Source organism: Variovorax sp. YR750, from assembly GCF_900109805.1.
Taxonomy (GTDB): domain Bacteria; phylum Pseudomonadota; class Gammaproteobacteria; order Burkholderiales; family Burkholderiaceae_C; genus Variovorax; species Variovorax gossypii.
Map to the genome: position 1 here is coordinate 1 of NZ_FOBJ01000020.1, position 23,320 is coordinate 23,320.

Annotated in this window: 20 protein-coding genes and 1 pseudogene; 12 read left to right on the plus strand and 9 right to left on the minus strand. The window is 68.6% G+C overall.

The window, feature by feature from the left end:
- The 5 genes and pseudogenes from BMY35_RS32410 to BMY35_RS32430 form a co-directional block, all read right to left on the minus strand.
- Positions 1-236, minus strand: a pseudogene (locus BMY35_RS32410) (superoxide dismutase [Fe]); the annotation flags it as partial.
- Positions 237-277: 41 nt separating this feature from the next.
- Positions 278-946: a helix-turn-helix transcriptional regulator gene (locus BMY35_RS32415; RefSeq protein WP_093208512.1), complete on the minus strand. Its 669-nt coding sequence runs from the start codon at positions 944-946 to the stop codon at positions 278-280.
- Between the two features lie 32 nt (positions 947-978).
- A complete protein-coding gene (locus BMY35_RS32420) occupies positions 979-2,418 on the minus strand; it encodes an efflux transporter outer membrane subunit (protein ID WP_093207483.1) in 1,440 nt (479 codons plus the stop codon).
- The gene (locus BMY35_RS32425) at positions 2,415-5,495 is read right to left on the minus strand and encodes a MexW/MexI family multidrug efflux RND transporter permease subunit (protein WP_093208241.1); all 3,081 of its coding nucleotides are present in this window, start codon (positions 5,493-5,495) and stop codon (positions 2,415-2,417) included. The genes BMY35_RS32420 and BMY35_RS32425 overlap by 4 nt, the downstream gene beginning before the upstream one ends.
- On the minus strand, positions 5,492-6,604 hold the full coding sequence (locus BMY35_RS32430; protein ID WP_093208245.1) for an efflux RND transporter periplasmic adaptor subunit: 1,113 nt from the start codon (positions 6,602-6,604) through the stop codon (positions 5,492-5,494). Before BMY35_RS32430 ends, BMY35_RS32425 begins: the two co-directional genes overlap by 4 nt.
- Positions 6,605-6,924: 320 nt before the next feature.
- Between BMY35_RS32430 and BMY35_RS32435 the strand changes: the two genes are divergently transcribed.
- The 12 genes from BMY35_RS32435 (at position 6,925) to fusA (ending at position 19,797) form a co-directional block, all read left to right on the plus strand.
- Entirely contained in the window at positions 6,925-7,914 is a 990-nt protein-coding gene (locus BMY35_RS32435) for a M35 family metalloendopeptidase (RefSeq protein WP_093208247.1), read from the plus strand.
- A 25-nt stretch (positions 7,915-7,939) separates the two neighbouring features.
- Positions 7,940-8,335, plus strand: a complete 396-nt coding sequence (locus BMY35_RS32440) for an OmpA family protein (protein WP_177213759.1) — start codon at positions 7,940-7,942, stop codon at positions 8,333-8,335.
- 193 nt (positions 8,336-8,528) lie between these two features.
- A complete protein-coding gene (locus BMY35_RS38445; protein ID WP_177213760.1) occupies positions 8,529-8,666 on the plus strand; it encodes a hypothetical protein in 138 nt (45 codons plus the stop codon).
- Positions 8,663-8,761 (plus strand): K(+)-transporting ATPase subunit F, encoded by a 99-nt coding sequence (gene kdpF / locus BMY35_RS32445; RefSeq protein ID WP_093208253.1) that lies wholly within the window; start codon positions 8,663-8,665, stop codon positions 8,759-8,761. The genes BMY35_RS38445 and kdpF overlap by 4 nt, the downstream gene beginning before the upstream one ends.
- A 1-nt stretch (position 8,762) precedes the next feature.
- Positions 8,763-10,562, plus strand: coding sequence for a potassium-transporting ATPase subunit KdpA (gene kdpA / locus BMY35_RS32450; RefSeq protein WP_093208255.1), 1,800 nt, complete (start codon positions 8,763-8,765; stop codon positions 10,560-10,562).
- A gap of 13 nt (positions 10,563-10,575) precedes the next feature.
- Positions 10,576-12,678 carry a potassium-transporting ATPase subunit KdpB gene (gene kdpB, locus BMY35_RS32455; RefSeq protein WP_093208257.1) on the plus strand — a complete coding sequence of 701 codons (2,103 nt, stop codon included), beginning with the start codon at positions 10,576-10,578 and terminating at the stop codon, positions 12,676-12,678.
- A gap of 13 nt (positions 12,679-12,691) precedes the next feature.
- Complete coding sequence (kdpC, locus tag BMY35_RS32460; RefSeq protein ID WP_093208259.1) at positions 12,692-13,330, plus strand: potassium-transporting ATPase subunit KdpC; 639 nt, start codon at positions 12,692-12,694, stop codon at positions 13,328-13,330.
- Positions 13,331-13,343: 13 nt separating this feature from the next.
- A complete protein-coding gene (locus BMY35_RS32465) occupies positions 13,344-13,703 on the plus strand; it encodes a hypothetical protein (protein ID WP_093208260.1) in 360 nt (119 codons plus the stop codon).
- Entirely contained in the window at positions 13,693-13,836 is a 144-nt protein-coding gene (locus tag BMY35_RS38450; RefSeq protein ID WP_176947647.1) for a hypothetical protein, read from the plus strand. The genes BMY35_RS32465 and BMY35_RS38450 overlap by 11 nt, the downstream gene beginning before the upstream one ends.
- A gap of 13 nt (positions 13,837-13,849) precedes the next feature.
- Positions 13,850-16,591 (plus strand): DUF4118 domain-containing protein, encoded by a 2,742-nt coding sequence (locus BMY35_RS32470; RefSeq protein WP_093208263.1) that lies wholly within the window; start codon positions 13,850-13,852, stop codon positions 16,589-16,591.
- Between the two features lie 4 nt (positions 16,592-16,595).
- The gene (kdpE, locus tag BMY35_RS32475) at positions 16,596-17,294 is read left to right on the plus strand and encodes a two-component system response regulator KdpE (protein WP_093208265.1); all 699 of its coding nucleotides are present in this window, start codon (positions 16,596-16,598) and stop codon (positions 17,292-17,294) included.
- A gap of 484 nt (positions 17,295-17,778) precedes the next feature.
- Positions 17,779-19,797 carry an elongation factor G gene (gene fusA / locus BMY35_RS32480; protein WP_093208268.1) on the plus strand — a complete coding sequence of 673 codons (2,019 nt, stop codon included), beginning with the start codon at positions 17,779-17,781 and terminating at the stop codon, positions 19,795-19,797.
- Positions 19,798-19,836: 39 nt separating this feature from the next.
- Here the strand turns inward: fusA and BMY35_RS32485 are convergent, their stop codons facing one another.
- The 4 genes from BMY35_RS32485 to BMY35_RS32500 form a co-directional block, all read right to left on the minus strand.
- Entirely contained in the window at positions 19,837-20,967 is a 1,131-nt protein-coding gene (locus tag BMY35_RS32485) for a zinc-binding dehydrogenase (protein WP_093208270.1), read from the minus strand.
- Between the two features lie 87 nt (positions 20,968-21,054).
- Positions 21,055-21,633 carry a dual specificity protein phosphatase family protein gene (locus tag BMY35_RS32490; RefSeq protein ID WP_093208273.1) on the minus strand — a complete coding sequence of 193 codons (579 nt, stop codon included), beginning with the start codon at positions 21,631-21,633 and terminating at the stop codon, positions 21,055-21,057.
- Positions 21,630-22,127, minus strand: a complete 498-nt coding sequence (locus tag BMY35_RS32495; protein ID WP_093208276.1) for a hypothetical protein — start codon at positions 22,125-22,127, stop codon at positions 21,630-21,632. The genes BMY35_RS32490 and BMY35_RS32495 overlap by 4 nt, the downstream gene beginning before the upstream one ends.
- Positions 22,124-23,278: an MGDG synthase family glycosyltransferase gene (locus BMY35_RS32500; protein WP_093208279.1), complete on the minus strand. Its 1,155-nt coding sequence runs from the start codon at positions 23,276-23,278 to the stop codon at positions 22,124-22,126. The genes BMY35_RS32495 and BMY35_RS32500 overlap by 4 nt, the downstream gene beginning before the upstream one ends.
- Positions 23,279-23,320: the final 42 nt, after the last annotated feature.

Consider the following 23,320-nt stretch of genomic DNA (forward strand, 5'->3'; position numbering starts at 1 on the left):
TTCCAGAAGAAGGTGTGGTTCCAGATCTGCGCGGCGTTGTTGTAGATGCCGCCGCTGGACTTCTTGACGATCTCCTCGAGCGTCATCGATTCGAATTCGGTGCCCTTCTGCAGGTTGTTGAGGTTCACCACGTAGGCGTTGTGGTGCTTGCCGTAGTGGTACTCGAGGGTTTCCTGCGAGTACTCGGGCGCCAGTGCGTCGAGCGCGTAGGGCAGGGGTGGGAGCTTGTGTTCCATCGTGATTTCCTCGTGGGTGGTTGTGAAAAAAGAAAAGGGATTCAGGCGTTCGCCTTGGGTTCGACCCGGTAGGCGCATCGTCGCGCGCCCGCCAGCACATGCTCGACGCGGCTGACGCTCACGTCGGGCCCCAGCACTTCGTCGAAGAGCTGCAGTTCGCTGCGGCAGAAGCCCGTGCAGGCCTGCGCCGCGGTGCAGATGGGGCAGTGGTTCTCGATGAAGAGAAAGCCGCTGCCCTGCTCGTCGGGCCGGAACTCGGCCATGTAGCCCTCGCGGCTGCGGATCTCGGCCAGCCGCTCCAGCCGCGTCTTGAGGCTGCGCGCGCCGCGCATGGCCTCGGTGTAGTTGGCGCGCATGGTGGCTTCGCGCGCGCCGATGAGCTGGTCCATGCCCTTCTGCCCGAACACGCTGATGACGGCGCTGATCATCTGCACCGTCATCTCAGCGTGCGTGTCGGGAAAGCGCTTGTGGCCTTCCCCGGTTAGCCGCCAGATCTGCGTGGGCCGGCCCCGGCCGCTGGAGCGGCTCTCGGAGTCGACCAGCCCTTCGGCCTCGAGCTTGGCCATCTGCTGGCGCACCGCCTCCACCGTGACGTTGAGCACCTTGGCGATGTCGGGAATGCCGAGCGCGCCGCGGGTCTTGAGCGTCGAGAGGATGCGGTCTGCCGGCTGGTGCGGCATCCAGGTTGGCTTTGCATCGGGGGTGGACATGGCGGCTTCGGACATGGAAAACAGCACCATTGTCAGGTGGTTGGCGCTCCCCCTGCCACCGCGGGTGCTTGCCAGCCGCCACCCAGTGCCTTGTAAAGCGCGACGAGGCTGGTGTACGAGGCGGTCTCGGCCTGTGCCACCGCGTCCTGCGCGCGCAGCAGGGTGCGCTGGGCATCGAGCACGCTCAGGTAGGGGGCGGCGCCCTCGCGGTAGCGCACCTCGGCCAGCTCGGCGGCACGGCTGCTGCGGGCCGAGGCTTCCACCAGCCGCTGCAGGCGCAGCTGGTTCTGGCCGTAGCCGGTGAGGGCGCCTTCCACGTCCTCGATGGCGCGCAGCACGGTCTGCTCGTAGAGCGCCCGGTCGCCCTGGGCGCGGGCTTCGGCACCGCGCACGCGGGCCTTCACCGAGCCCAGCCGCAGGGCCGGCCAGCTCACGCCCGGCGTCACGCTGAATGCGCGGCTCGACGAACTGCCGAGGTCGGAGCCCCGCAGCGCGACGAAGCCCAGGAAGCCGCCGATGTCGAAGCGCGGATACAGCTCGGCCGTGACCGCGCCCACGTCGGCCGTGCTGGCCGCGAGGCCGCGCTCGGCGCGCAGCACGTCGGGGCGGCGGCGCAGCAGCTCGGCCAGGTCGCCGACGGGCAGGCGCTTGTCGAGCACGCGCAGCTGGCGCGGCTGCAGCATGGGCTCCAGCTCGCCGGGGCGCAGGCCGGCCAGCACCGCGACGCGGTAGGCGGCCTGCCGGCGCGTAGTCTCGAGCGTGGGCAGATCGCCTTCGGTGGCCGCGAGGTTGGCCTGCGCGCTCGCGAGGTCGCCTTCGAGGCCGCGGCCGGTCTGCACCTGCGCCTCGGTCACGCGCAGGCTCTGGCGCAGGCTGTCGAGGGTTCGGCGCGTCACGGCGATGCGCTGCTCGGCGCCGCGCATCTCGTAGTAGTTGCGCGCCAGTTCGGCCACCGCGACGATGCGCACCTGTTCGAGATCGGCCGCGCTGGCCTCGGCGCGCGCGGTGGCGGCCTCGTCGAGCCGCTTCAGGCGGCCGAACAGGTCGATCTCCCACGAGGCGTCGAAGCCGGCACGGCTGCTCTGCGAGAGCGAACGCACATCGGGCTGCGCACCGCTGTTGCCCTGCGCGATGCTGCGCGTCTTGCTCGCGCTCGCGGTGACGACCGGCAGGCGGTCGAGTTCGGCTTCGGTCTGCACGGCGCGCGCCTCCAGCAGCCGCGCCTGCGCGATGCGGATGTCGTGGTTCTCGGCCAGCGCACGGTCGACCAGCGCATCGAGCTGCGGATCGTCGAGCTGGCGCCACCAGTCGCGCTGCACCGCGTCGTTTGCGAAAAGCGAACGCTCGGGTGCCCGGATGGCCACCGGCGCGTCGGCCGGTGCCTTGTAGTCGGGCCCGACGGCGCAGCCGGCCAGCACCAGCAGGCTCAAGGCGAAGGGGGCCGTATAGGAAAAGAGTCGTTTCATGGTCATGCTCCTTCGGCCAGCGCCTCGAGCTCGGCCGCGCGCTGCGAGCGGCCCTCCGCGCGGTGGTCGCGCGCCAGCAGCGTGTACATGGTGGGCAGCACGAACAGCGTGAACAGCGTCCCCACCAGCATGCCGACCACGATCACCAGGCCGATGCTGAAGCGGCTGTTGGCGCCGGCCCCGCTTGCGAACAGCAGCGGCACCAGGCCCACCACCATCGCGGCCGTGGTCATCAGAATCGGGCGCAGCCGGATGCGCGCGGCCTCCTCGATGGACGAGCGCCGGTCGAGGCCCTTGCGCATCTGGATCTCGTTGGCGAACTCCACCATCAGGATGCCGTGCTTGCTGATGAGCCCGATCAGCGTCACCAGCCCGATCTGCGTGTAGATGTTGATGGTGCCGAAGCCCAGTGCCAGCGGCACCAGCGCCCCGCAGATCGACATCGGCACGCTGATCAAAATGATCAGCGGGTCGCGCAGGCTCTCGTACTGCGCCGCAAGCACCAGGTAGATGACGACGATGGCGAACACGAAGGCCATCACCAGCGCCGAGCCTTCCTGCGTGAACTGCCGCGCGTCCGACTGCCAGTCGTAGCTGAAGCCGGCCGGCAGCTTCTTCGCCTCCTCGCTGAGGAAGGCCACCGCGTCGCCCATGGTTACGCCCGGTGCCGGAATGGCCTGGAAGGTGGACGCGTTGAGCTGGTTGAACTGCGTGAGCTTGTTGGGCCCGACGCTGGTCGAAAGCTGCACCAGGTTGGCCAGCGGCACGGGCTGGCCGCTCGCGCTCTTCACGAAGTAGCGCGAGAGCGCCTCGGCCGTCAGCCGCTGCTCGCGCGGCGACTGCGGGATCACGTCGTACGAGCGGCCGTCCATGCCGAAGCGGTTGACGTAGTTCTCGCCCACCAGCACCGCCAGCGTGTCGCCGATGGACTTCATCGTCACGCCCATGCTGTTGGCCTTGGCGCGGTCCACGCGGATCTCGACCGTGGGGTTGTTGAACTCCAGGTCGCTGTCGACCACGATGAACTTGCCGCTGTCGCGCGCCGACTTCTTCAGCGCCTCCATGGCCTCGAACACGGTGCGGTGGTCGCCCGCGCTGCGGATCACCATCTGCACCGGCAGCCCGCCGGTGGAGCCCGGCAGCGAGGGCAGCTGGAACGCGAAGACGCTGCTGCCTTCCACCTCGTTCATGCGGCCCTGCGTGTCGCCCTGGATCTGGTCGGCATTGCGCTTGCGGTCCTTCCAGTCGGAAAGCTGCACGCCGCCGATGCTGTTGGAGACGCCGTCCGAGCCGTTGATGAGCCAGCGGCCGGTGTTCTCGGGCAGCGAGGCGAACACGTCGTCCCACTTCTTGCCGAACTTCTCGACGTAGTCGATGTTGGCGTGCTGCGGCGACTTGATGGCGGTGAGCACCATGGCCTGGTCCTCGCCCGGCGCCAGCTCGCGCTGCGCCGCGTTGTAGAGGAAGGGCAGGCTCGCCAGCACCAGCGCCGCGAAGATGCCGGTCGCCCAGCGGTGGTGCAGCGACACGTCCAGCAGCTTGCCGTAGCCCGTGGCCAGGCGGTGGAAGAAGCTCTCGGCGGCGCGCGCCATGCGGCTGCCCGTTGCGTCCTGCGGCAGCAGGAACGAGCTCATCACCGGCGACAGCGTGAGCGCGATCACGCCCGACACCACCACCGCGCCCGCCAGCGTGAAGGCGAACTCCCTGAAGAGCGAGCCTGTGAGCCCGCCCATGAGGCCGATGGGCGCATACACCGCAGCCAGCGTGAGCGTCATCGCGATCACCGGGCCGGCCACCTCGCGCGCGCCGATCAATGCGGCCTGCACGCGCGACTTGCCTTCCTCGATGTGGCGGTGCACGTTCTCCACCACCACGATGGCGTCGTCCACCACCAGCCCGATGGCCAGCACCATCGCCAGCAGCGTCAGCAGGTTGATGCTGAAGCCGAACAGCAGCATTAGCGCGGCGGCGCCCAGCATCGACAGCGGAATGGTCACCACCGGAATCAGCACCGCGCGCACCGAACCCAGGCACAGGAAGATCACGATCACCACGATGGCGATGGCCTCCAGCAGCGTGTGGCGCACCTCGTCGATGGAGGCCTCGATGAAGCGGGCCAGCTCGAAGGGCAGCTGCACCTCCACGCCCGGCGGCAGGTTCTGCTTGATGCCGGGCAGCAGTTCGCGGATGCGCTTGACGATCACCAGCGGGTTGCCGTTGGGCGCGGCCTGCAGGCCGAGGTAGATGGCGGGCACGCCGTCCATGGTCGCGCTGCTGTCGGCGCTGGCCGCGCCGAGTTCCACGGTGGCCACGTCGCCCAGGCGAACGATGGCGTCACCCTCGCGCTTGATGACCATGTCTCGGAACTCGGCAACATTCACCAGGTCGGTGTTCACGCGGATGTTCGACACCACGTACAGGCCCTTCACCTGCCCGGGCGCGGCCTGCACGTTGTTCTGGCGCAGCGCGTCGGCCAGCTCGCCGGCCGAGATGCCGCGCGCGGCCATGCGGTTGGGGTCGAGCCACACGCGCATCGCCAGCGTCTGCCCGCCCGACACTTCCACGCCGGAGACACCGGTGATGGAGGCGAACTGCGGCTGCACCACGCGCGAGAGATAGTCGGTGAGCGCCGGCATCGGCATCGTCTTGCTGGAGAAGCCCACGTAGGCCACGGCCGTGGCCTCGCCCGACGACTTCAGGATCACCGGGTCGAAGGCCTCGGCCGGCAGCCGGTACTTCACCTGGCTGACCTGCGCCATCGCCTGCGTGAGCGCCTGGTTGGCGTCGGCGTTGAGCTTCATGCGCACGCTGATCACGCTGCGGCCCAGCGTGGACGACGACGAGAGGTAGTCGACGTTCTCGATGGTCGCCACCGCCTGCGCGATCGGCTGCGTGACGAAGCCCTGCATCAGCTCCGGCGAGGCGCCGGGGTACTGCGTGGTGATGGTGAGCGTGGTGCTCTCGGTCAGCGGGTACTGCCGCACCGGCAGGTCGCCCAGGGCGCGCGCGCCCAGCAGCAGGATGAGCGTGCTCACTACCAGCGCCAGCACGGGCCGGCGCACGAAGAGGTCGGTGAACTTCATGACTTGGCTTCCTGCGCGAGGGCCAGCGTGTCCTTCGCCGTCGGCATCACAGGCGCGCCGGTGTAGAGGCGAAGCTGGCCGGAGGTGACGACCCTGTCGCCGGGCGAGAGGCCCTTCTCGATCACGACCAGGCCGTCCTGCCGCTCGCCGGCTTTCACGAACACCTGCTGCGCGGTGAAGCCGTCGCCTTTCTCGGCGGGCCGCACCACGAAGACCGAGTCGCCGTGCGTGCTGTAGGTGATGGCGGTCTCGGGCACCGTGATGGCGTCGGCCCGTGCGGGCAGCGCGACCTTGCCGTTGACGAACATGCCCGGCGTGAGCGCGCCGTCGGCGTTGTCGATGGTGGCCTGCAGGCGCACGGTGCGCGTGTCGCTGCCGATCTGCGGCTCGATGGTGCTCAGCCTGCCCTGGAACACGCGGCCCGGATACGCGTCGACCGAAAGCGCCACCTGCTGGTTGCGCTTGAGCACGGGCAGGGCGGTTTCGGGCAGCGTGAGGTTGGCGAACAGCGTGCGGCTGTCGGTGAGGGAGACCAGCGCGTCGCCGGCCCGCACGAACTGGCCGAGATTGACGCGGCGGATGCCCAGCACGCCGTCGAAGGGCGCCTTGATGCGCTTCTGGTCGAGCAGCGCCTGCACGCGGCGCAGCTCGCCGCTGGCCTGGTCGAACGCGGCCTGCGCCTGCTCGAGCTGCTCCTGCGTGGCGGCCTGCTGCGGCACCAGCCGGCGGGTGCGCTCCAGCAGCGCCTTCGCATTGGCGCGCTGGGCCGTCAGGCGCTCCAGGTCGCCCTGCTCGGGCGCGTCGTTGAGCTGCACCAGCACCTGCCCGGCCCGTACCTCGGTGCCGGGCGTGAAGAGGATCTTCGCGATGCGCCCCTCCACCTCGGCCGGCACCTCCACCTGCCGGTTGGCCTCCAGCGTGCCGATGCCGCCGAGGAAGCGCGCCACTTCCGTCTTCTGCGCGGCGGCTACCGCCACCTTGGCGGGCGGCATGCCGCCTCCACCCTCCGCATGTGCCGGCCTGAGCTTCGTGGCGAGCCCGAAGCCGGCGCCTCCCAATACCAATGTCGCGAGGCCGGCACCCAGCCAGGCCCTTGATTGCTTGTTCATACGACGTCCATTATTAATCAAAGAAAATGCTTTGATTATTTGTTGATGCCGGTTGCCTGTCGATGAAGGCATCGCAATGGCCGTCATAGGCCGGGGCTATTTGCGCAAGGCAGTGCATGTCTGGGTCTCCAGGAGTTGAGCGGGAAATACCGCAGACCTGAGACGTGCGAGGCAGCGGGGTTGTGACAGTCCTCTCATCCCGTCGGGCCGATCAGATGCCGTGAAAAAAGTCGCTCCGCCGGTGATTGCCCGCGGCGATTGGTGGCGGCGTAACCCGGGCTCTCTACAAGTTGCTGACCTCAACCTGGAGATTCACGGAAATGATGCGGAAGGTGATCGTGGTGGGTGATCCACCGGCGCCGGGCGGCGCAGTAGTGCCCTATGACGGCCACATGTCGGATGTCTTCGAAAGCCGCTTCGCGCTCGTCGGCGGGCGGGCCTACTGCGAGGGCTGCAACAGCGTCGGCATCATTGCCAAGGCCGGCGGGCCTCGCAGGGGATGCTTCCACGGCGCCGAGATAGCTCTCGAGGGCGACGTGGTGGTGTGCCACTGCCCGGTGCCGCCGCCGCTTGTTTCCAGGCTGTCGTATGTGCCGGTCTACGACGATGAAATGGCCTGGGCTGCGGATGAATTCGAGCCGCGCTTCACGGCGGTGCCGGGATGGTTCACGGGCGACGTCGCCACTGTTGCCGCAAGCAAGAAGCTCGTTGATGGCATGGTGGAGCATCCGCCCGAAGCCGAGCAGACAGAGAACATCTGCCCCAACTTGACGAACAAGGAGTTCTGTACCCTCGTCCTGGAGTTGCGCGATCAGGCAGTCAGGCTTATCAACGTCCGGCTGAAGGACCTGGAAAAGTGGGGCGAGCCTGAGCAGGAACGTGCCGTCAAATGGTTTGGCGCGGGCGACGAATCCATGCGGCAGTACCTGCTTTCCGGCCTCGTGGCTTGCAATCGTGTCTTGAGAGGACTCTCTTGCAACAATTTCGTGCGCTACTCCGAACAACTCATGCGAAATGTCGGATGCGTGCCATCGGGCAACAAATTGGGCCTTGTCGCAGAGGTCTGCAAGCCCGACACAAGAACGCACACCATCGGCATCGCCCTTGGGTTCTGCAGCATTCCCGACGCTGCCTTTTCGACCGACTCCAAGCTCAGCACGCTCATCCACGAGGTGACTCACTTCAACGACACCTTTTCCTCAAAGGACACCGTCGAACATATGCGGCAAAGCCTGCGTCTCGCCTCGCACCCCGAAGAAGCGCGGGTCAACGCGGACAGCATCACAGGGTACGTGCTCTATGGCGACTAGGTTGATAGCGTTGGTCCTGGCGTTGATGCTGGCTTCCACCGGCGCGCAGGCATGTTCTCGGGTGATTCAGATCACGCTGGATTTCCAGGAAGACTCCGCGCAACTCGAGTCGAAACAGATCGTGCGGCTCGCGAGTTGGCTGGCTGAGGTTCGCGGCTTGTTCCAGTATGGCGACGCCGATGTCGAGGGCGTGGCCGTGAGCAATGAGGTGAAGAAGGGCCGAAAGGAACTCGCAAGGCGCCGAGCCGATGCAGTGGCCAGCGTCCTGGAAAACCTGCAGGAGGGCTTGCCCATCCATTCCAGCTCGAATGTCTACCCGCCGGACCTCCTCCGATCAAAGGGGAACTATGCCGTTGTCCAGCTGAACCCGGTGAATGCGCCGGACTGCAGTCCGATTCCGATACCTGGCTTCAAGTACTGACCGTCTTGGGCGTCGTGTCCCTGCGGGGAATCCGGCCCGGCGTTGAGGCTCGGGTCGTTCCCGGCCCCACCGCAAGGGCGCAGCGCCCGGTGTTTTTACGCTTTCTTTACGCCCACCCCACCACTCTTTCCCCCGTTTTGACGCCCGACTGCCGAGACTGAAGCCCATCTTTTCTCGTTTGCAGGAGTGATGTATGGACATCGTCTGGATGGGCGCCTTGCTGGCGCTATGGGCCGTGGTGGGAGCCATGGTGGTCGGGCTGAACAGGCTCGATGCGCCTAAGCCGTCGAACAAGGCGTCGAACGTCGCCGCCGATGGAGCGTCATCGTGATCAGCCTCCAGGTTCTCTACGGCTTCGGCGCGCTGATCGCCGTGGTTCTTTTTGCCTACCTCGTGTTCGCGCTGATCTGCGCGGAGGAATTCTGAAATGAGCACCTCCGCCTGGGGCCTGCTGGCCCTTTTCCTGGTCCTGCTGGGACTGCTCGCATGGCCGGTCGGCAAGTTCCTTGCCGCGCTGTGCAACGAGCGCGTGCCGCGCTGGATGCAGCGCGTCGAGGCGCCGCTCTACAAGCTCGCGGGCACGAAGCCCGAGCAGTCGATGCACTGGCTGCGCTACGCCTTCGCGCTGCTGGCCTTCAATGCCATCGGCGCGATCTTCGTCTACGCCCTGCAGCGGCTGCAGGGCTGGCTGCCGCTCAACCCCGCCGGCATGGCGGCCGTGTCGCCCGACTCGGCCTTCAACACCGCGGTGAGCTTCGTGGCCAACACCAACTGGCAGGGCTATGCCGGTGAATCCACCATGAGCTATCTCACGCAGATGCTCGGCCTCACGGTGCAGAACTTCCTGTCGGCCGCCACCGGCATCGCCGTGGCCTTCGCGCTGGTGCGCGGCTTCGCGCGGCGCGGCGATGGCAAGGGCCTGGTCGGCAACTTCTGGGCCGACATCACGCGCGTCACGCTGTGGGTGCTGGTGCCGATCTCGTTCGTGCTCGCCGTCGTCTTCGCCGGCCAGGGCGTGATCCAGAACTTCGACGCCTACAAGGAAGTGAGCACGCTCGAGACCACCGCCTTCCAGCAGCCGAAGAACGGCGCCGACGGCCAACCGCTGAAGGACGAAAAGGGCCAGCCGGTGATGGAAGACGCCACCACCAAGACGCAGACGCTCGCCATGGGCCCGGTCGCTTCGCAGGAAGCCATCAAGATGCTCGGCACCAACGGCGGCGGCTTCTTCAACGCCAACTCGGCGCATCCGTACGAGAACCCGACGGCGCTGGTGAACCTGCTGCAGATGCTCGCGATCTTCCTGATCCCGGCCGCGCTGTGCTTCACCTTCGGCCATGTGGTCGGCGACATGCGCCAGGGCTGGGCCGTGCTCGCGGCGATGACGGTCATGTTCGTGATCGCCGTGATGGTCATCACGCCCGCGGAGCAGGCCGGCAACCCGCTGCTGGCCTCGCTCGGTGTCGACCAGGTGCAGGGCGCGCTGCAGGCTGGCGGCAACATGGAGGGTAAGGAAGTGCGCTTCGGCATCGATGCCTCCTCGCTCTTCGCGGCCATCACCACGGCCGCCTCGTGCGGCGCGGTCAACGGCATGCACGACTCGCTCACCCCGATGGGCGGCATGGTGCCGCTGGTGCTGATGCAGCTCGGCGAAGTCGTCTTCGGCGGCGTGGGTTCGGGCCTCTACGGCATGCTGATCTTCGCGATGCTCGCGGTGTTCATCGCCGGCCTGATGATCGGCCGCACGCCCGAGTACCTCGGCAAGAAGATCGAGGTGCGCGAGATGAAGCTGATCTCCATCGCCATCCTGGTCACGCCTATCCTGGTGCTGGCCGGCACCGCGGTGGCGGTGATCGCGGACGCCGGCAAGGCCGGCATCGCCAACCCCGGCGCGCACGGCTTCTCCGAAATCCTGTACGCGCTGACCTCGGCCGCCAACAACAACGGCAGCGCCTTCGCGGGCCTGTCGGCCAACACGCCCTTCTACAACGGCCTGCTCGCGCTCGCCATGTGGCTCGGCCGCTTCGCGATGATCGTGCCGGTGCTCGCCGTGGCCGGCGCCCTTGCCGCCAAGAAGCGCCTACCCGTCACCAGCGGCACGCTGCCCACGCACGGCCCGCTGTTCGTCTCCCTGCTGATCGGCACCGTGCTGCTGGTCGGCCTGCTCAACTACGTGCCGGCGCTGGCCCTGGGCCCGATCGTCGAACACCTCGTGCTCTGGAAATGAGAAGGAGCGCACCATGACTGCCAAGACAACAAAAACTTCCCTCTCGCTGCTCGATGCGGCGCTGGTCAAGCCCGCGCTGTGGGCCGCCTTCGCCAAGCTCAACCCGCGCACCCAGTGGCGCAACCCGGTGATGTTCATCGTCTACATCGGGAGCATCCTCACGACGGTGCTCTGGGTGCATGCGCTGAGCTTCCCGGGCGACACCGGCATGAAGCCCGCCTTCGTGCTGGCCGTGACCATCTGGCTGTGGTTCACCGTGCTGTTCGCCAATTTCGCCGAAGCGCTGGCCGAGGGCCGCAGCAAGGCGCAGGCCGCCTCGCTGCGCGGCCTGCGCAAGGACACCTGGGCCAAGAAGCTGCACGAGCCGCACCACGGCGCGCAGTGGCTGCCGGAGCAGGCGCCCAACCTGCGCAAGGGCGACGTGGTGCTGGTCGAGACCGGCGACGTGATCCCGCTCGACGGCGAAGTGATCGAAGGCGTGGCCTCGGTCGACGAGAGCGCCATCACCGGCGAATCGGCACCCGTGGTGCGCGAATCGGGCGGCGACTTCTCGGCCGTGACGGGCGGCACCCGCGTGCTGTCCGACTGGCTGGTGGTGCGCATCTCGGTGAACCCGGGCGAATCGTTCCTCGACCGCATGATCGGCATGGTCGAGGCCGCCAAGCGCCAGAAGACGCCCAACGAGATCGCGCTGACCATCCTGCTGGTGGCGCTGACCATCGTGTTCCTGGTGGTCACGGTCACGCTGCTGCCGTTCTCGATCTTCAGCGTGGAAGCCGCGGGCGCCGGCACTGTGGTGTCGCTCACCGCGCTGGTCGCGCTGCTGGTGTGCCTGATCCCGACCACCATCGGCGGCCTGCTGTCGGCCGTGGGCGTGGCCGGCATGAGCCGCATGATGCAGGCCAACGTGATCGCCACCTCGGGCCGCGCCGTGGAAGCCGCCGGCGACGTCGACGTGCTGCTGCTCGACAAGACCGGCACCATCACGCACGGCAACCGCCAGGCCACTTCGTTCCTGCCGGCACCGGGCATCCCGAAGGCCCGCCTCGCGCGCGCCGCGATGTTCGCCTCGCTGGCCGACGAGACGCCCGAGGGCCGCAGCATCGTCGAGCTGGCCCGTCGCGACGGCCTGGACACCACGCCCGTCGACGGTGCGCGCTTCGTGCCCTTCACCGCGCAGACCCGCATGAGCGGCGTCGACCTGCCGGCCGCGCCGAACAGCCTGGACACCGACGAAGTGCTGCTGCGCAAGGGCGCGGTCGACGCGGTGCGCCGCCACGTGGAAGCGCTCGGCGGCGTGATGGCGCCCGAGGTGCTGCGCGCGGCCGAGGAAGCCGCCCGCCGCGGCAGCACGCCGCTGGCAGTGGCCGAGGGCAACCGCGTGCTCGGCATGGTCGAACTCAAGGACATCGTCAAGACCGACATCAAGGAGCGCTTCGCCGAGCTGCGCCGCATGGGCATCAAGACCGTGATGATCACCGGCGACAACAAGCTCACGGCCGCGGCCATCGCCGCCGAAGCCGGCGTGGACGACTTCCTGGCCGAGGCCACGCCCGAGGACAAGCTCGCGCTGATCCGCCAGTACCAGTCCGAGGGCCGCCTGGTGGCCATGACCGGCGACGGCACCAACGACGCCCCCGCGCTCGCGCAGGCCGACGTGGCCGTGGCCATGGGCAGCGGCACGCAAGCCGCGAAGGAGGCCGGCAACATGGTCGACCTCGATTCCAACCCGACCAAGCTGCTCGAGGTGGTGGAGACCGGCAAGGCGCTGCTGATGACGCGCGGCTCGCTCACCACCTTCTCGATCGCGAACGACGTGGCGAAGTACTTCGCGATCATCCCGGCGATCTTCATCTCGACCTACCCGCAGCTGGGCGCGCTCAACGTGATGCGGCTCGCGAGCCCGTCGTCGGCGATCCTGAGCGCGGTGATCTTCAACGCGCTGGTGATCGTGTTCCTGATTCCGCTGGCGCTCAAGGGCGTGCGCTACCGGCCGGTGGGCGCCGCCGCGCTGCTGCGCCGCAACCTCGCCATCTACGGCCTGGGCGGCCTGCTGGTGCCCTTCATCGGCATCAAGCTGATCGACTGGCTGCTGGTGGCCGTCCATCTCGTCTGAGGAGTATTCCGTCATGAACAACAACATCGTCAATGGCAACAGCAATGGCAGCGAGGGCGGCATCGTCCGCCCCGCGCTCGTGCTCTTCGTGCTGCTGAGCGCGCTCACCGGCCTGATCTATCCGATGGCCGTCACCGGCGTCGCGAAGACGGCATTCCCCGCACAGGCGGACGGCAGCCTGATCGTGCTCGACGGCACCACGGTGGGCTCGAAGCTCATCGGCCAGAACTTCAGCGATCCGAAGCACTTCTGGGGTCGCCCGTCGGCCACCGCGCCGCAGCCCTACAACGCGAGCGCCTCGGGCGGCTCGAACCAGGGGCCGCTCAACCCCGCGCTGGCCGATGCGGTGAAGGCGCGCGTGGAAGCGCTGCGTGCGGCCGATCCGGACAACACCGCGCCGGTGCCCGTCGACCTGGTCACGGCCTCGGCCAGCGGGCTCGACCCCGACATCAGCCCGGCCGCCGCGCAATACCAGGCGGCGCGCGTGGCGCGCGTGCGCGGCATGCCGCTCGCGCAGGTCCAGTCGCTGATCGACAGGAACACGCAGAAACCCCTGCTGGGCTTCCTGGGCGAGACGCGCGTCAACGTGCTGGCGCTGAACATCGCGCTCGACGCCGCCTCCGGTTCATTCAGTCCTTCGACACCGCGTTGAGGAGAAGCAAGCCATGGCCTATGCCGCCTACCGAGAACACCCCGGCGTGCCGAGAACGCACGTTCCCATGAACACCGGCAGCAGCCCGTTCTACGTGCTCGACGTCACCGTGTGCTGCGCCGACGCCCTGCGCGTGCGCCGCAGCATCGCCGGCTGCCCCGAGGCCGGCGTGGTGCGCTGCGAGCCGCTGCTGCATGCCTGCAGCTCGCAGGAGAGCGACGCGCCCTGCGTGCGCCTGATGATCCGCTTGCCGCTCGGCCGCTATGCCGACGTGCTGCATCGGCTGATCGAGTGCGTGCCCTCAGGCGAGATCGGCCGGCTCGTGAGCTGGCGCGAGCATCTCGCGCGCTGCGGCCTGCGCCATGGTCACTGACCTGCTTCTTGCGCTGCTGGCCATGGCGGCGCTGTTCGTGCCGCTGGGCTTCGCCTGGTGGGTGCTGTCGCGCACGGCGCGGCGCCACGCAGGTCGCCACGCGGGCCGCCGCAAGGACCGGCCGATGCGCTAACCTCCTTCCGCCGATGAACGAAGTGCTCCGCCCCGACCCCGACGCGCTGCTCGCGCAGCTGCGCAGCGACGAGGCGCGTGCCCAGCGCGGCAAGCTGCGCATCTATTTCGGCGCCAGCGCGGGCGTCGGCAAGACCTGGGCCATGCTCAGCGCTGCGCAGCGCGAACGCGCAGCCGGGCGCGACGTGCTGATCGGCGTGGTCGAGACCCACGGCCGCAGCGAGACCGCCGCGCTGCTCGCGGGGCTCGAGGCGCTGCCGCTGCGCGAGCTGGACCATCGCGGCCGCACCCTGGCCGAGTTCGACCTCGACGCCGCACTGGCCCGCAAGCCCGCAGTGCTGCTGGTCGACGAACTGGCCCACACCAACGCCCCCGGCTCGCGCCATGCCAAGCGCTGGCAGGACGTGCAGGAGCTGCTGGCCGCGGGCATCGAGGTGTGGTCGGCGCTCAACGTCCAGCACCTCGAAAGCCTCAACGGCACGGTCGGCGCGATCACCGGCGTGCGCGTGCACGAGACCGTGCCCGACACCGTGCTCGACGAGGCCGACGAGGTGGTGCTGGTCGACGTCACGCCCGACGAGCTCACCGCCCGGCTCGCGGCCGGCAAGGTCTACCTGCCGCAGCAGGCCGAGCGCGCGGCGCAGAACTTCTTCCGCAAGGGCAACCTGATCGCGTTGCGCGAGATCGCACTGCGCCGCACCGCCGAGCACGTGGAAGACGACGTGCGCGGCTGGCGCGTCGAGCAGTCGGGCGCGGGCGGCAACGGCCGGGGCCTGCAGGCCTGGAACACCTCGGGCGCGATCCTCGCTTGCGTCGGCCCGCACGAAGGCGCGGCGCAGACCGTGCGCACCGCGGCTCGCCTGGCCGGGCAGCTCAACGTGCGCTGGCATGCGGTGTACGTCGAGACGCCCCGGCTGCAGCGGCTGGCCGCCGCGGAACGCGACCGCATCCTCGCGGTGCTCAAGCTGGCGGAAGAGCTGGGCGCGGCCACCGCCGTGCTCACCGGCTCCGACGTGGCGGAGCAACTGGCCGAGCAGGCGCGCAGGCTCAATTGCGCGACGCTGGTGCTGGGCCGCTCGCAGCCCGAGACCGGCTGGCGCCGCTGGTGGCGTGCGGGGGCGCAGCCGTTGTCGCGCGCGCTGGCGCAACGTGCGCCGACGCTCGACATCATGGAAGTCGCGCCCGCCGACAGCTCGCGCCGCCTGTCGCGCGCGTCGCTGCAGGGCGCGCGCATCGACAGCGACGACCACGAGAAGGCGCCCATCCACTGGCCGGCCTACGCATGGGCCACGGCCACGAGCGTCGCGCTCACGCTGGTGTGCACGCCGCTGGCCAGCGTGCTGGAGCTGTCGAACATCGTCATGCTGTTCCTGCTCGGCGTGGTGGGAGTCGCGCTGCGCTTCGGGCGCGGGCCTTCGGCGCTTGCGGCCTTGCTCAACGTCGCGGCCTTCGACTATTTCTTCGTGCCGCCGCGCCTGTCGTTCGCGGTGAGCGACGTGCAGTACGTGCTGACCTTCGCGATCATGCTCGGCGTCGGCCTGCTGGTGGGGCAGCTCACGGCCGGGCTGCGTTTCGCGGCGGGCGTGTCGACCAGTCGCGAGCGGCGTGCGCGTTCGCTGTTCGAGCTCACGCGCGAACTCTCGGCGGCGCTCGAGGCTTCGCAGGTGGTCACGCTCGGCACCGCCGCCGTGCGGGGCCACTTCGGCGGCGATGCGCTGGTGCTGGTGACCGACGCGGCCGACCAGCTCGTGATGCCCGCAGACGCACCCGATGGCTTCGATCCGCAGGTGGCCGACTGGGCCTTCCGCCATGGCCAGAGCGCCGGCCTCGCGACCGCCACGCTGGCGGCCCAGCCCTGGCACTACGTGCCGCTGCAAGCGCCGATGCGCGTGCGCGGCGTGCTGGCGCTGTCGCCCGCGCAGCCGCGCTGGCTGCTCATTCCCGAACAGGCGCAGCAGCTCGACACGCTGGCGCGGCAGATCGCCATCGCGCTGGAGCGGGTGCACTATGTCGAAGTGGCGCAGCAGGCGGTGGTCGAGATGGAGTCGGAACGACTGCGCAATGCGCTGCTTGGCGCCATCTCGCACGACGTGCGCACGCCGCTCACGGCGCTCATCGCGCTGGCCGAATCGCTGCAGACCCTGCCGCCCGAGGAGCACGCCAACGCCGCGCGCGCCATCGTCGCGCAGGCGCACGAGCTGCATGCGCTGGTGAGCAACCTGCTCGACATGGCGCGGCTCGAAAGCGGCATCGCCGGCGGCGCGGTGAACCTGCGGCGCGACTGGCAGTCGGTGGAAGAGGTGGTGGGCTCGGCCATCCGCGCGGCGCGCACGTCGCTGGGCAGCACCGTGGTGCAGACTGCGCTCGACCCCGAGCTGCCGCTGGTCGAATTCGACGCGGTGCTCATCGAGCGCGTGCTGGTCAACCTGCTGGAGAACGCCACCAAGTACGGCGCGCCGCCCATCGTGGTCGGCGCGCGTGCGGAGCCCGGTGCGCTGGTGCTGACTGTGCGCGACCACGGCCCCGGCCTCCCGGCAGCGCTGCTCGGGCACGAGCAGAAGCTCTTCGACAAGTTCACGCGCGGCGAGGCCGAGTCCGCCACGCCGGGCGTGGGCCTGGGCCTGGCGATCTGCAAGGCGGTGGTGAGCGCGCACTGTGGCGAGATCACTGCGGAGAATGCGCGCGACGGCGGTGCAGAATTCACGGTCACGCTGCCGCGCCGCGAGCCGCCCGAACCCGCCGAAGCCCAGATCTGACCCCATGCCATCGCCTACCGCCATCGTGATCGAAGACGAGCCGCAGATCCGTCGCTTCGTGCGCGGCGCGCTCGAGGCCGAAGGCTGGACGGTGCACGAGGCCGGCACGCTGCGCGACGGACTCGCGGCTGCGGGCACGCGCCAGCCCGACCTGCTCGTGCTCGACCTCGGGCTGCCCGACGGCGACGGCGTTTCGCTGATCCGCGACGTGCGCGGCTGGTCGGCCGTGCCGATCATCGTGCTGTCGGCACGCACCGACGAGGCCGACAAGATCGCCGCGCTCGACGCCGGCGCCGACGACTACCTCACCAAGCCCTTCGGCACCGGCGAACTGCTGGCCCGTGTGCGCGCCAACCTGCGCCGCCCGCGCGCCACGGGCGGCACCGTCGACGAAGCGCCCGAGGCGCTGTTCCGTTTCGGTGAGATCGAACTCGACCGCGCAGCGCGCCTCGTGCGCCGCGCGGGCGTCGAGGTGCATCTGACGCCGACCGAGTACCGCCTGCTGTCGGTGCTGGTCGCGAACGCGGGGCGCGTGCTGACGCAGCGACAGCTGCTGCGCGAGGTGTGGGGGCCGTCGTACACCGACCAGAGCCACTACCTGCGCATCTACATGGGGCACCTGAGGCAGAAGCTGGAGGCCGATCCGGCGCAGCCGAGGCATCTGTTGACGGAGACGGCCGTGGGGTATCGGCTGGTGGTCTAGGGCTTGCAGGACTTGATGCAGGCCGCATATTCGTTACCGTGACTTCCGGCCAACACCACGCATCGCGGTGCTTGCCTTTGTTAACAGAGATCCCCACAATCCCGCCCACCATGAAATTCACTCAAGCCATCGAGGCGTTCATCGCCACCTGACATCGCCCTCGATCGCGTTCGGAAGGCGTTGCGCCTTCCGGTCTTGAAGAAAACCCCGGCAGGCTCGTCCCTCCGGGGTTTTGTTTTTCCGCACCTTCATCCTCACAACACCATGCGTACCTACGACAAGCTGATCGCCACGATTCGCCTCCGCCGGAGCGTGGACACCGTGCGCCCGGGCTCCGGCCGCCGCATCGCTACCCAGCACGACACCGTTCGTCGCTAGCCCCTTCAGGCGAATTTTTCCTGCCTGGGGCTGGCGCATGCCAACCAGGCCTTCGAAGCACAGCGTCGCAGTGCGTGCTTCGACAAGAAGACAAGAAAGATTCGTCATGAACCCGAAACCCAGAAACCTCCGCAACATCGGCATCATTGCCCACGTCGACGCGGGCAAGACCACGACCACCGAGCGCATCCTGTTCTACGCGGGAGAGAGCCATCGCATCGGCGACGTGAGCCGCGGCACGGCGCGCATGGACTTCGATCCGCAGGAGCAGAAGCGCGGCATCACCATCAGCAGCGCGGCCATCACCGTCCACTGGAACGGGGCGCAGATCAACCTGATCGACACGCCCGGCCACATCGACTTCAACATCGAAGTGAACCGCTCGTTGCGTGTGCTCGACGGTGCGGTCGTCGTGTTCGACGGCGTGGCCGGCGTGGAGCCGCAGACCGAGACGAACTGGCGCCTCGCGGACAGGTACCGCGTGCCGCGCATCGCCTTCGTGAACAAGCTCGACCGACTCGGTGCGGACTTCCTGCGCGTCGTCGCGATGATGGAAGAACGCCTGGGCGTGAAGGCCCTGCCCGTGCAACTGCCCATCGGCTCGGAAGGCGACTTCCGCGGCGTGATCGACCTGGTCGGCATGCGTGCGCTCGTCTGGGACAAGGACGATGCGAGACAACCGTATCGCATGGCCGACGTGCCGGCCGGGATGCTCGCTTCGGCGCAGCGTCATCGCGCGCGGCTCGTGGAGATCGCGGTCGAACAGGACGAGGCGGCGATGGTCGCCTATCTGAACGGTGAGGAACCGTCGGCCGAGGTGCTGCGTGCGTGCATCCGCAAGGGTGTGCTGGCCGGTGCCTTCGTGCCCGTGCTGGCCGGCTCGGCGTACCGCAACCGTGGCGTGGAACCGCTGCTCGACGCGATCGTCGACTGGCTGCCAAGGCCGGGCGAAGTGGCGATGACCTGCGATCCGCAGGCACCGTTCGCGGCGCTCGCGTTCAAGGTCGCCAGCGACGACCACGGCTCGATGGTGTTCGTGCGTGTCTACAGCGGCAAGCTCGAGCGTGGCGACACGATGCTGAACGCCGCGACGGGCCGCACCGAACGCGCGGCACGGCTGTACGAGGTGCATGCGGACGACCGCATCGAGCGCGACGAACTCGTGGCCGGCGACATCGCGGCCATCGTCGGATTGAAGGACACGCTGACCGGCCACACGCTGTGCGACCGGAATCATCCGGTGCATCTGGAGGAGATCAGCGTGCCCGAGCCGGTGATCCACGTCGCGATCGAGCCGAAGGCGCAAGCCGACCAGCAGGCTCTGTCGAAGGCGCTGCAGGCCATGCTTCGGGAAGACCCGAGCCTGCAGCTGCGGCAGGACGCCGAATCGGGCCAGACGATCCTGTCGGGCATGGGCGAGCTGCAGCTCGACGTGTCCATCGAGAAGCTGCGCGCGAAGTACGGCGTCGAAGTGTCGGTGGGCCGGCCCCAGGTCGCCTATCGAGAAACGGTATCGAGAGAAACGGAGGTGCACCATGTGCACAGGAAGCAGACCGGCGGTCCCGGCCAGTTCGCCGAGCTGAGGCTGCGCCTTGCGCCGCTGGCGCGAGGTGAAGGCATCGTGTTCGAGAGTCAGGTGGTGGGTGGCGCCATTCCGCGTGAATTCATTCCCGCGGTCGAGGCGGGCATCCGCCGTGCCGCGCAATCGGGCGTGGTGGCAGGTTTCCCCTGCGTGGACTTCATGGCCACGCTGGTGGACGGCAGCCACCATGAGCGCGATTCGTCGGCGATGGCGTTCGAACTGGCCGCAGCCGCGGCGTTCCGCGAGGCGGCCGCGAAAGCCGGGCCGCAGATGCTGGAGCCGGTGATGGCTGTGGAAGTCATCACGCCCGCCGACTACCTCGGCGATTGCATCGGCGACCTGAACCGGCGGCGCGGCATGGTTCGCGGCCAGTCGATGCGCGGCAATGCCGCGGTCGTCGAGGCGCATGTGCCGCTGAAGGAAATGTTCGGCTACATCGGCAACCTGCGCGCGCTGTCTTCGGGCCGTGCGCAGTACACGATGCAGTTCGACCACTACACAGTGGCGCCTGCGAGTGAAATGGCCATGCTCGTGAAGAGCTGATGGCCCTGGAAGGGCGGTCCGCGAGGGCCGCCCTTTTTTTCAGGCCGCGACGCCCTTGCTCGGATTCAGCAAGAACTTCTCCCCCGTAGCCTGCTTGCCATACACCCCGATCGCATCGAGCTGCAGCATCTCCACCAGCGACACCTCGCGCGTGTAGTGGCTCGCGAAGGTCGTCTTCAGCTCGGCGACGACGCGCGCCCTCAGGCGCTGCGTGCCGGCGTCGCCCAGCTTCTGCAGGAACGGGAACAGCAGCCATCCGCCCATGCCCCAGGCCATGCCGAAGTTGCGCACGAACTCGGTGGGAGCGCGGTCGAGGCCGCCGTAGATGTATACCTGCTTGTGCGTGGTCGAGCCGTAGCGGCTGTATTCCTTGGCGGTGCGGTTGAGGGCCGCTTCCATGCAGCCGAGGATCTGCCCCGCGAGCTTGCCGCCGCCGGTGGCGTCGAAGGCCAGCGTGGCGCCGGTCTCGACCAGGGCCTGCGTCAGGTCCTCGAGGAAGGTGGGCGAGGTCGCGTTGCACACGTACTTGGCGCCCAGGCCGCGCAGCAGGTCTTCCTGCTCCTGCTTGCGCACGATGTTGACGAGGGCGATGCCGTCCTTCTGGCAGATCTTGTTGAGCATCTGGCCGAGGTTGGACGCGGCGGCCGTGTGCACCAGCGCCTTGTGGCCTTCCATGCGCATGGTCTCGACCATGCTGAGGGAGGTGAGCGGGTTGACGAAGCACGACGCGCCCTCGGCTGCCGTCGTGCCCGCCGGCAGCTCCAGGCACTGGGCGGCGGCGAGGCAGCGGTACTGCGAATACATCGCGCCGCCGATGGCCGCCACGGTCTTGCCGAGCAGCGCCTGGGCGGCCGGCGACGAGCCGGCCTTCACCACCACGCCCGCGCCTTCGTTGCCCACCGGCATCGACTGGTCGAGCCGCGCCTTCATGGCGGGAAGCGCGCGCTCGGGCACGGTGGCTGTGACGACGGGGCGCTCGGCGGTGCCGGATGCCTTGGCCGTGCTCATGTCGGCCGCGCCGAACAGCAGGCCCAGGTCCGACGGATTGAGCGGCGAGGCCTCGACGCGGATCACCACCTCGTGGGCCTGCGGTTCGGGAATGGGGTCGTCATGCAGCGAGAGTTCGAGTTCGCCGCTGGAACGGATGAGGGAGCGGATCTGCAGTGCCATGGAAGTACCTCTTGATGAAGGTTCGGGGATGGCCCGTGGCCACGGGGCGGCCAGTATAGGAGCGAGGTCCGCCGGCCGCTGGCGCCTTCAGGACACCTGCGGCGGCGGCGTGGAATGGTCCGCCGCCAGCGCGTGCCGCATCTTCGCCGGGTCGAGCCGCTCGATGTAGCGCGGGATGTTGCGCCACAGCGTGTGATAGCCATAGCCGCCGCGCAGCATCTCGTGGCGGGCGCTCTCCTTGTCCCATTCCTGCATCGCCATGCGGTACACCGCCGCGACCACGCCGGTGCGGTCGGCGCCGTGCATGCAGTGGATGAGCACCGGGCCCTGCCTCTCGGCCGCGCGGATGGCGTGCAGCGCGCGTAGCACCTTGGCGTCGTCGATGGACCAGGTGTTGATCGGCACCCGCACCAGCCGGATGCCGCTGCCGGCGAACACCTCGCGGTCGTCGTTGAACGAACGCAGGCTCACCACGGTGCGGATGCCCAGCGACTGCAGCGCGGCGAGGTTGGCGCGCCGGGGCTGGGCGCTGCGGTACAGCGTGGGCGTGATGCGGTGCAGGTTCTCGACGCCCAGCGCGTCCAGCGGATCGGCCCAGTGGCCGGGGCGCGGTGCCTCGGCGATGTGCTCCTGCCGGCCTTCCTTGCGCCTTCTGCTGCTGCTCATCGGCTGTCCTTGCGCCGCCAGTGCCGCGTCACCAGGATGATCGCCGCCACCGCGAGCCCGCCCCAGTAGTCGACGGGCGCGCCCCACATCCAGTGCTTGTGCCAGAAAGCGTCCACCGGATTGAAGCGCTCCCAGCCGAAGGCCGGGTTGATGAGGAACCAGGTGAAGTCCTCGCACACCCAGAACACGATGAGGCCTGCCACGGCCAACCCCACGTCGCGCCAGGTCCGGCGACCGTTGAAGGCCAGCGGCGAGAAGAACACCAGTGCCATGAAGGTGAACACCCAGGCGTGGTAGCCCGTCATTGCGCGGCCGCCCCAGAAGATGTCGAGCCAGATGCTGTTCTCGATGCGCCAGGTCGGCAGCGACGTGGCCCAGCCGGCACCGCCCTCGATCTGGATCTCGGCATTGGCGAAGAAGAAGGCCATGACGATGACCCAGGCGAGGTACCCGAGCGTGCGGGCCACGCTCGTCTTTTCGACTGCGCCGCTCATGCCGCGGTACCCAGTACGTGTCGAAGCACGGAGCGTGCGGCCTGCGGCTTGCCCAGCGCGCGGCTGCGAGTGGCCATGCTCGCGAGCTTGGCGGGGTCGGCCATCAGGCGCGCCACCTTGTAGTCGAGGCCGATGGCGTCGTAGGCGAGCCAGGCCGCGCCTTCCTCCATCAGGAAGCCGGCGTTGTGTTCTTCCTGCCCCGGAATGGGCGAGATCAGCAGCATCGGCTTGCCCAGCGCCAGGCACTCCGACACCGTGAGGCCGCCGGGCTTGGTCACCACCAGGTCGGAAGCGGCCATCATCCTGTGCATCTCGTTGGTGAAGCCGATGGCGGCCACGCGGCCCGGGTGCCGCTTGGCCAGCGCTTCCAGCTTGCCGTGCGCCTCCGCATTGCGGCCTGCGACGGCGATCACCTGGAAGTCGTTCGGCTTGCCGTCGGGCCCGCCCATGCCGAGCACGCGCTCGACCATGCTCGGCAGGTCACCGACGCCGGCGCCGCCCGACACCATCAGCAGCACCGGGCGCGAAGGATCGAGGCCGAGGCCCGCCACGCAGGCATCGCGCGCCAGCGCGGGCGCATCGGGCTCGGAGAACGCGGGCATCACCGGAATGCCGGTGACGTGGATGCGCTCGGGCGGAATGCCGCGCGCCCGCAGGCGGAAGGCGACTTCTTCCGTCGCCGCGAGGTAGCCCGTCATGCCCGGCACCAGCCACATGTTGTGCAGGTCGTAGTCGGTTATCTGCAGCCACACGGGGTAGTCGATGCGGCCGCGGTTGCGCTCGCGCATCAGCAGCTCGGCCGGCAGGAAGTGGGTGCAGATCACGGCGTCGGGCTTCTCGCGGCGGATCTCGCGCACCAGCGCGCCGGTGCTCAGCCGCTCGATGCCGCGGCGCAGGCGCTGCGAGGGCGCGTGGTGCGGCGTGACGTCGGTGCGCTGGTGCAGGTACGACCACAGCTCGGGCGCACGGTTGACGAGCTGGATGTACCAGTCGGTGTAGACCTTGCGGAAGCCGGCGGCCACGTGGGCCATCGCGTCGATGTGGACCGCCGTGCAGGGCGGGGCGAGGGACTGGGCGGTGGCGGCAAGCGCCTGTGCTGCACGCACGTGGCCGTTGCCGGCGCTCACGCTGAGGATCAGGAGTTTGGTCATGGGTTCGGCGGTCTGGGCGGATTATGGCGATGGCATGTGGCA

What these genes read in the sequence shown, in the direction of transcription:
- BMY35_RS32415 (WP_093208512.1), bottom strand. Translation starts at nt 946, where the DNA reads ATGTCCACCCCCGATGCAAAGCCAACCTGGATGCCGCACCAGCCGGCA.
- BMY35_RS32420 (WP_093207483.1), bottom strand. Translation starts at nt 2,418, where the DNA reads ATGACCATGAAACGACTCTTTTCCTATACGGCCCCCTTCGCCTTGAGC.
- BMY35_RS32425 (WP_093208241.1), bottom strand. Translation starts at nt 5,495, where the DNA reads ATGAAGTTCACCGACCTCTTCGTGCGCCGGCCCGTGCTGGCGCTGGTA.
- BMY35_RS32430 (WP_093208245.1), bottom strand. Translation starts at nt 6,604, where the DNA reads ATGAACAAGCAATCAAGGGCCTGGCTGGGTGCCGGCCTCGCGACATTG.
- BMY35_RS32435 (WP_093208247.1), top strand. Translation starts at nt 6,925, where the DNA reads ATGATGCGGAAGGTGATCGTGGTGGGTGATCCACCGGCGCCGGGCGGC.
- BMY35_RS32440 (WP_177213759.1), top strand. Translation starts at nt 7,940, where the DNA reads ATGCTGGCTTCCACCGGCGCGCAGGCATGTTCTCGGGTGATTCAGATC.
- BMY35_RS38445 (WP_177213760.1), top strand. Translation starts at nt 8,529, where the DNA reads ATGGACATCGTCTGGATGGGCGCCTTGCTGGCGCTATGGGCCGTGGTG.
- kdpA (WP_093208255.1), top strand. Translation starts at nt 8,763, where the DNA reads ATGAGCACCTCCGCCTGGGGCCTGCTGGCCCTTTTCCTGGTCCTGCTG.
- kdpB (WP_093208257.1), top strand. Translation starts at nt 10,576, where the DNA reads ATGACTGCCAAGACAACAAAAACTTCCCTCTCGCTGCTCGATGCGGCG.
- kdpC (WP_093208259.1), top strand. Translation starts at nt 12,692, where the DNA reads ATGAACAACAACATCGTCAATGGCAACAGCAATGGCAGCGAGGGCGGC.
- BMY35_RS32465 (WP_093208260.1), top strand. Translation starts at nt 13,344, where the DNA reads ATGGCCTATGCCGCCTACCGAGAACACCCCGGCGTGCCGAGAACGCAC.
- BMY35_RS38450 (WP_176947647.1), top strand. Translation starts at nt 13,693, where the DNA reads ATGGTCACTGACCTGCTTCTTGCGCTGCTGGCCATGGCGGCGCTGTTC.
- BMY35_RS32470 (WP_093208263.1), top strand. Translation starts at nt 13,850, where the DNA reads ATGAACGAAGTGCTCCGCCCCGACCCCGACGCGCTGCTCGCGCAGCTG.
- kdpE (WP_093208265.1), top strand. Translation starts at nt 16,596, where the DNA reads ATGCCATCGCCTACCGCCATCGTGATCGAAGACGAGCCGCAGATCCGT.
- fusA (WP_093208268.1), top strand. Translation starts at nt 17,779, where the DNA reads ATGAACCCGAAACCCAGAAACCTCCGCAACATCGGCATCATTGCCCAC.
- BMY35_RS32485 (WP_093208270.1), bottom strand. Translation starts at nt 20,967, where the DNA reads ATGGCACTGCAGATCCGCTCCCTCATCCGTTCCAGCGGCGAACTCGAA.
- BMY35_RS32490 (WP_093208273.1), bottom strand. Translation starts at nt 21,633, where the DNA reads ATGAGCAGCAGCAGAAGGCGCAAGGAAGGCCGGCAGGAGCACATCGCC.
- BMY35_RS32495 (WP_093208276.1), bottom strand. Translation starts at nt 22,127, where the DNA reads ATGAGCGGCGCAGTCGAAAAGACGAGCGTGGCCCGCACGCTCGGGTAC.
- BMY35_RS32500 (WP_093208279.1), bottom strand. Translation starts at nt 23,278, where the DNA reads ATGACCAAACTCCTGATCCTCAGCGTGAGCGCCGGCAACGGCCACGTG.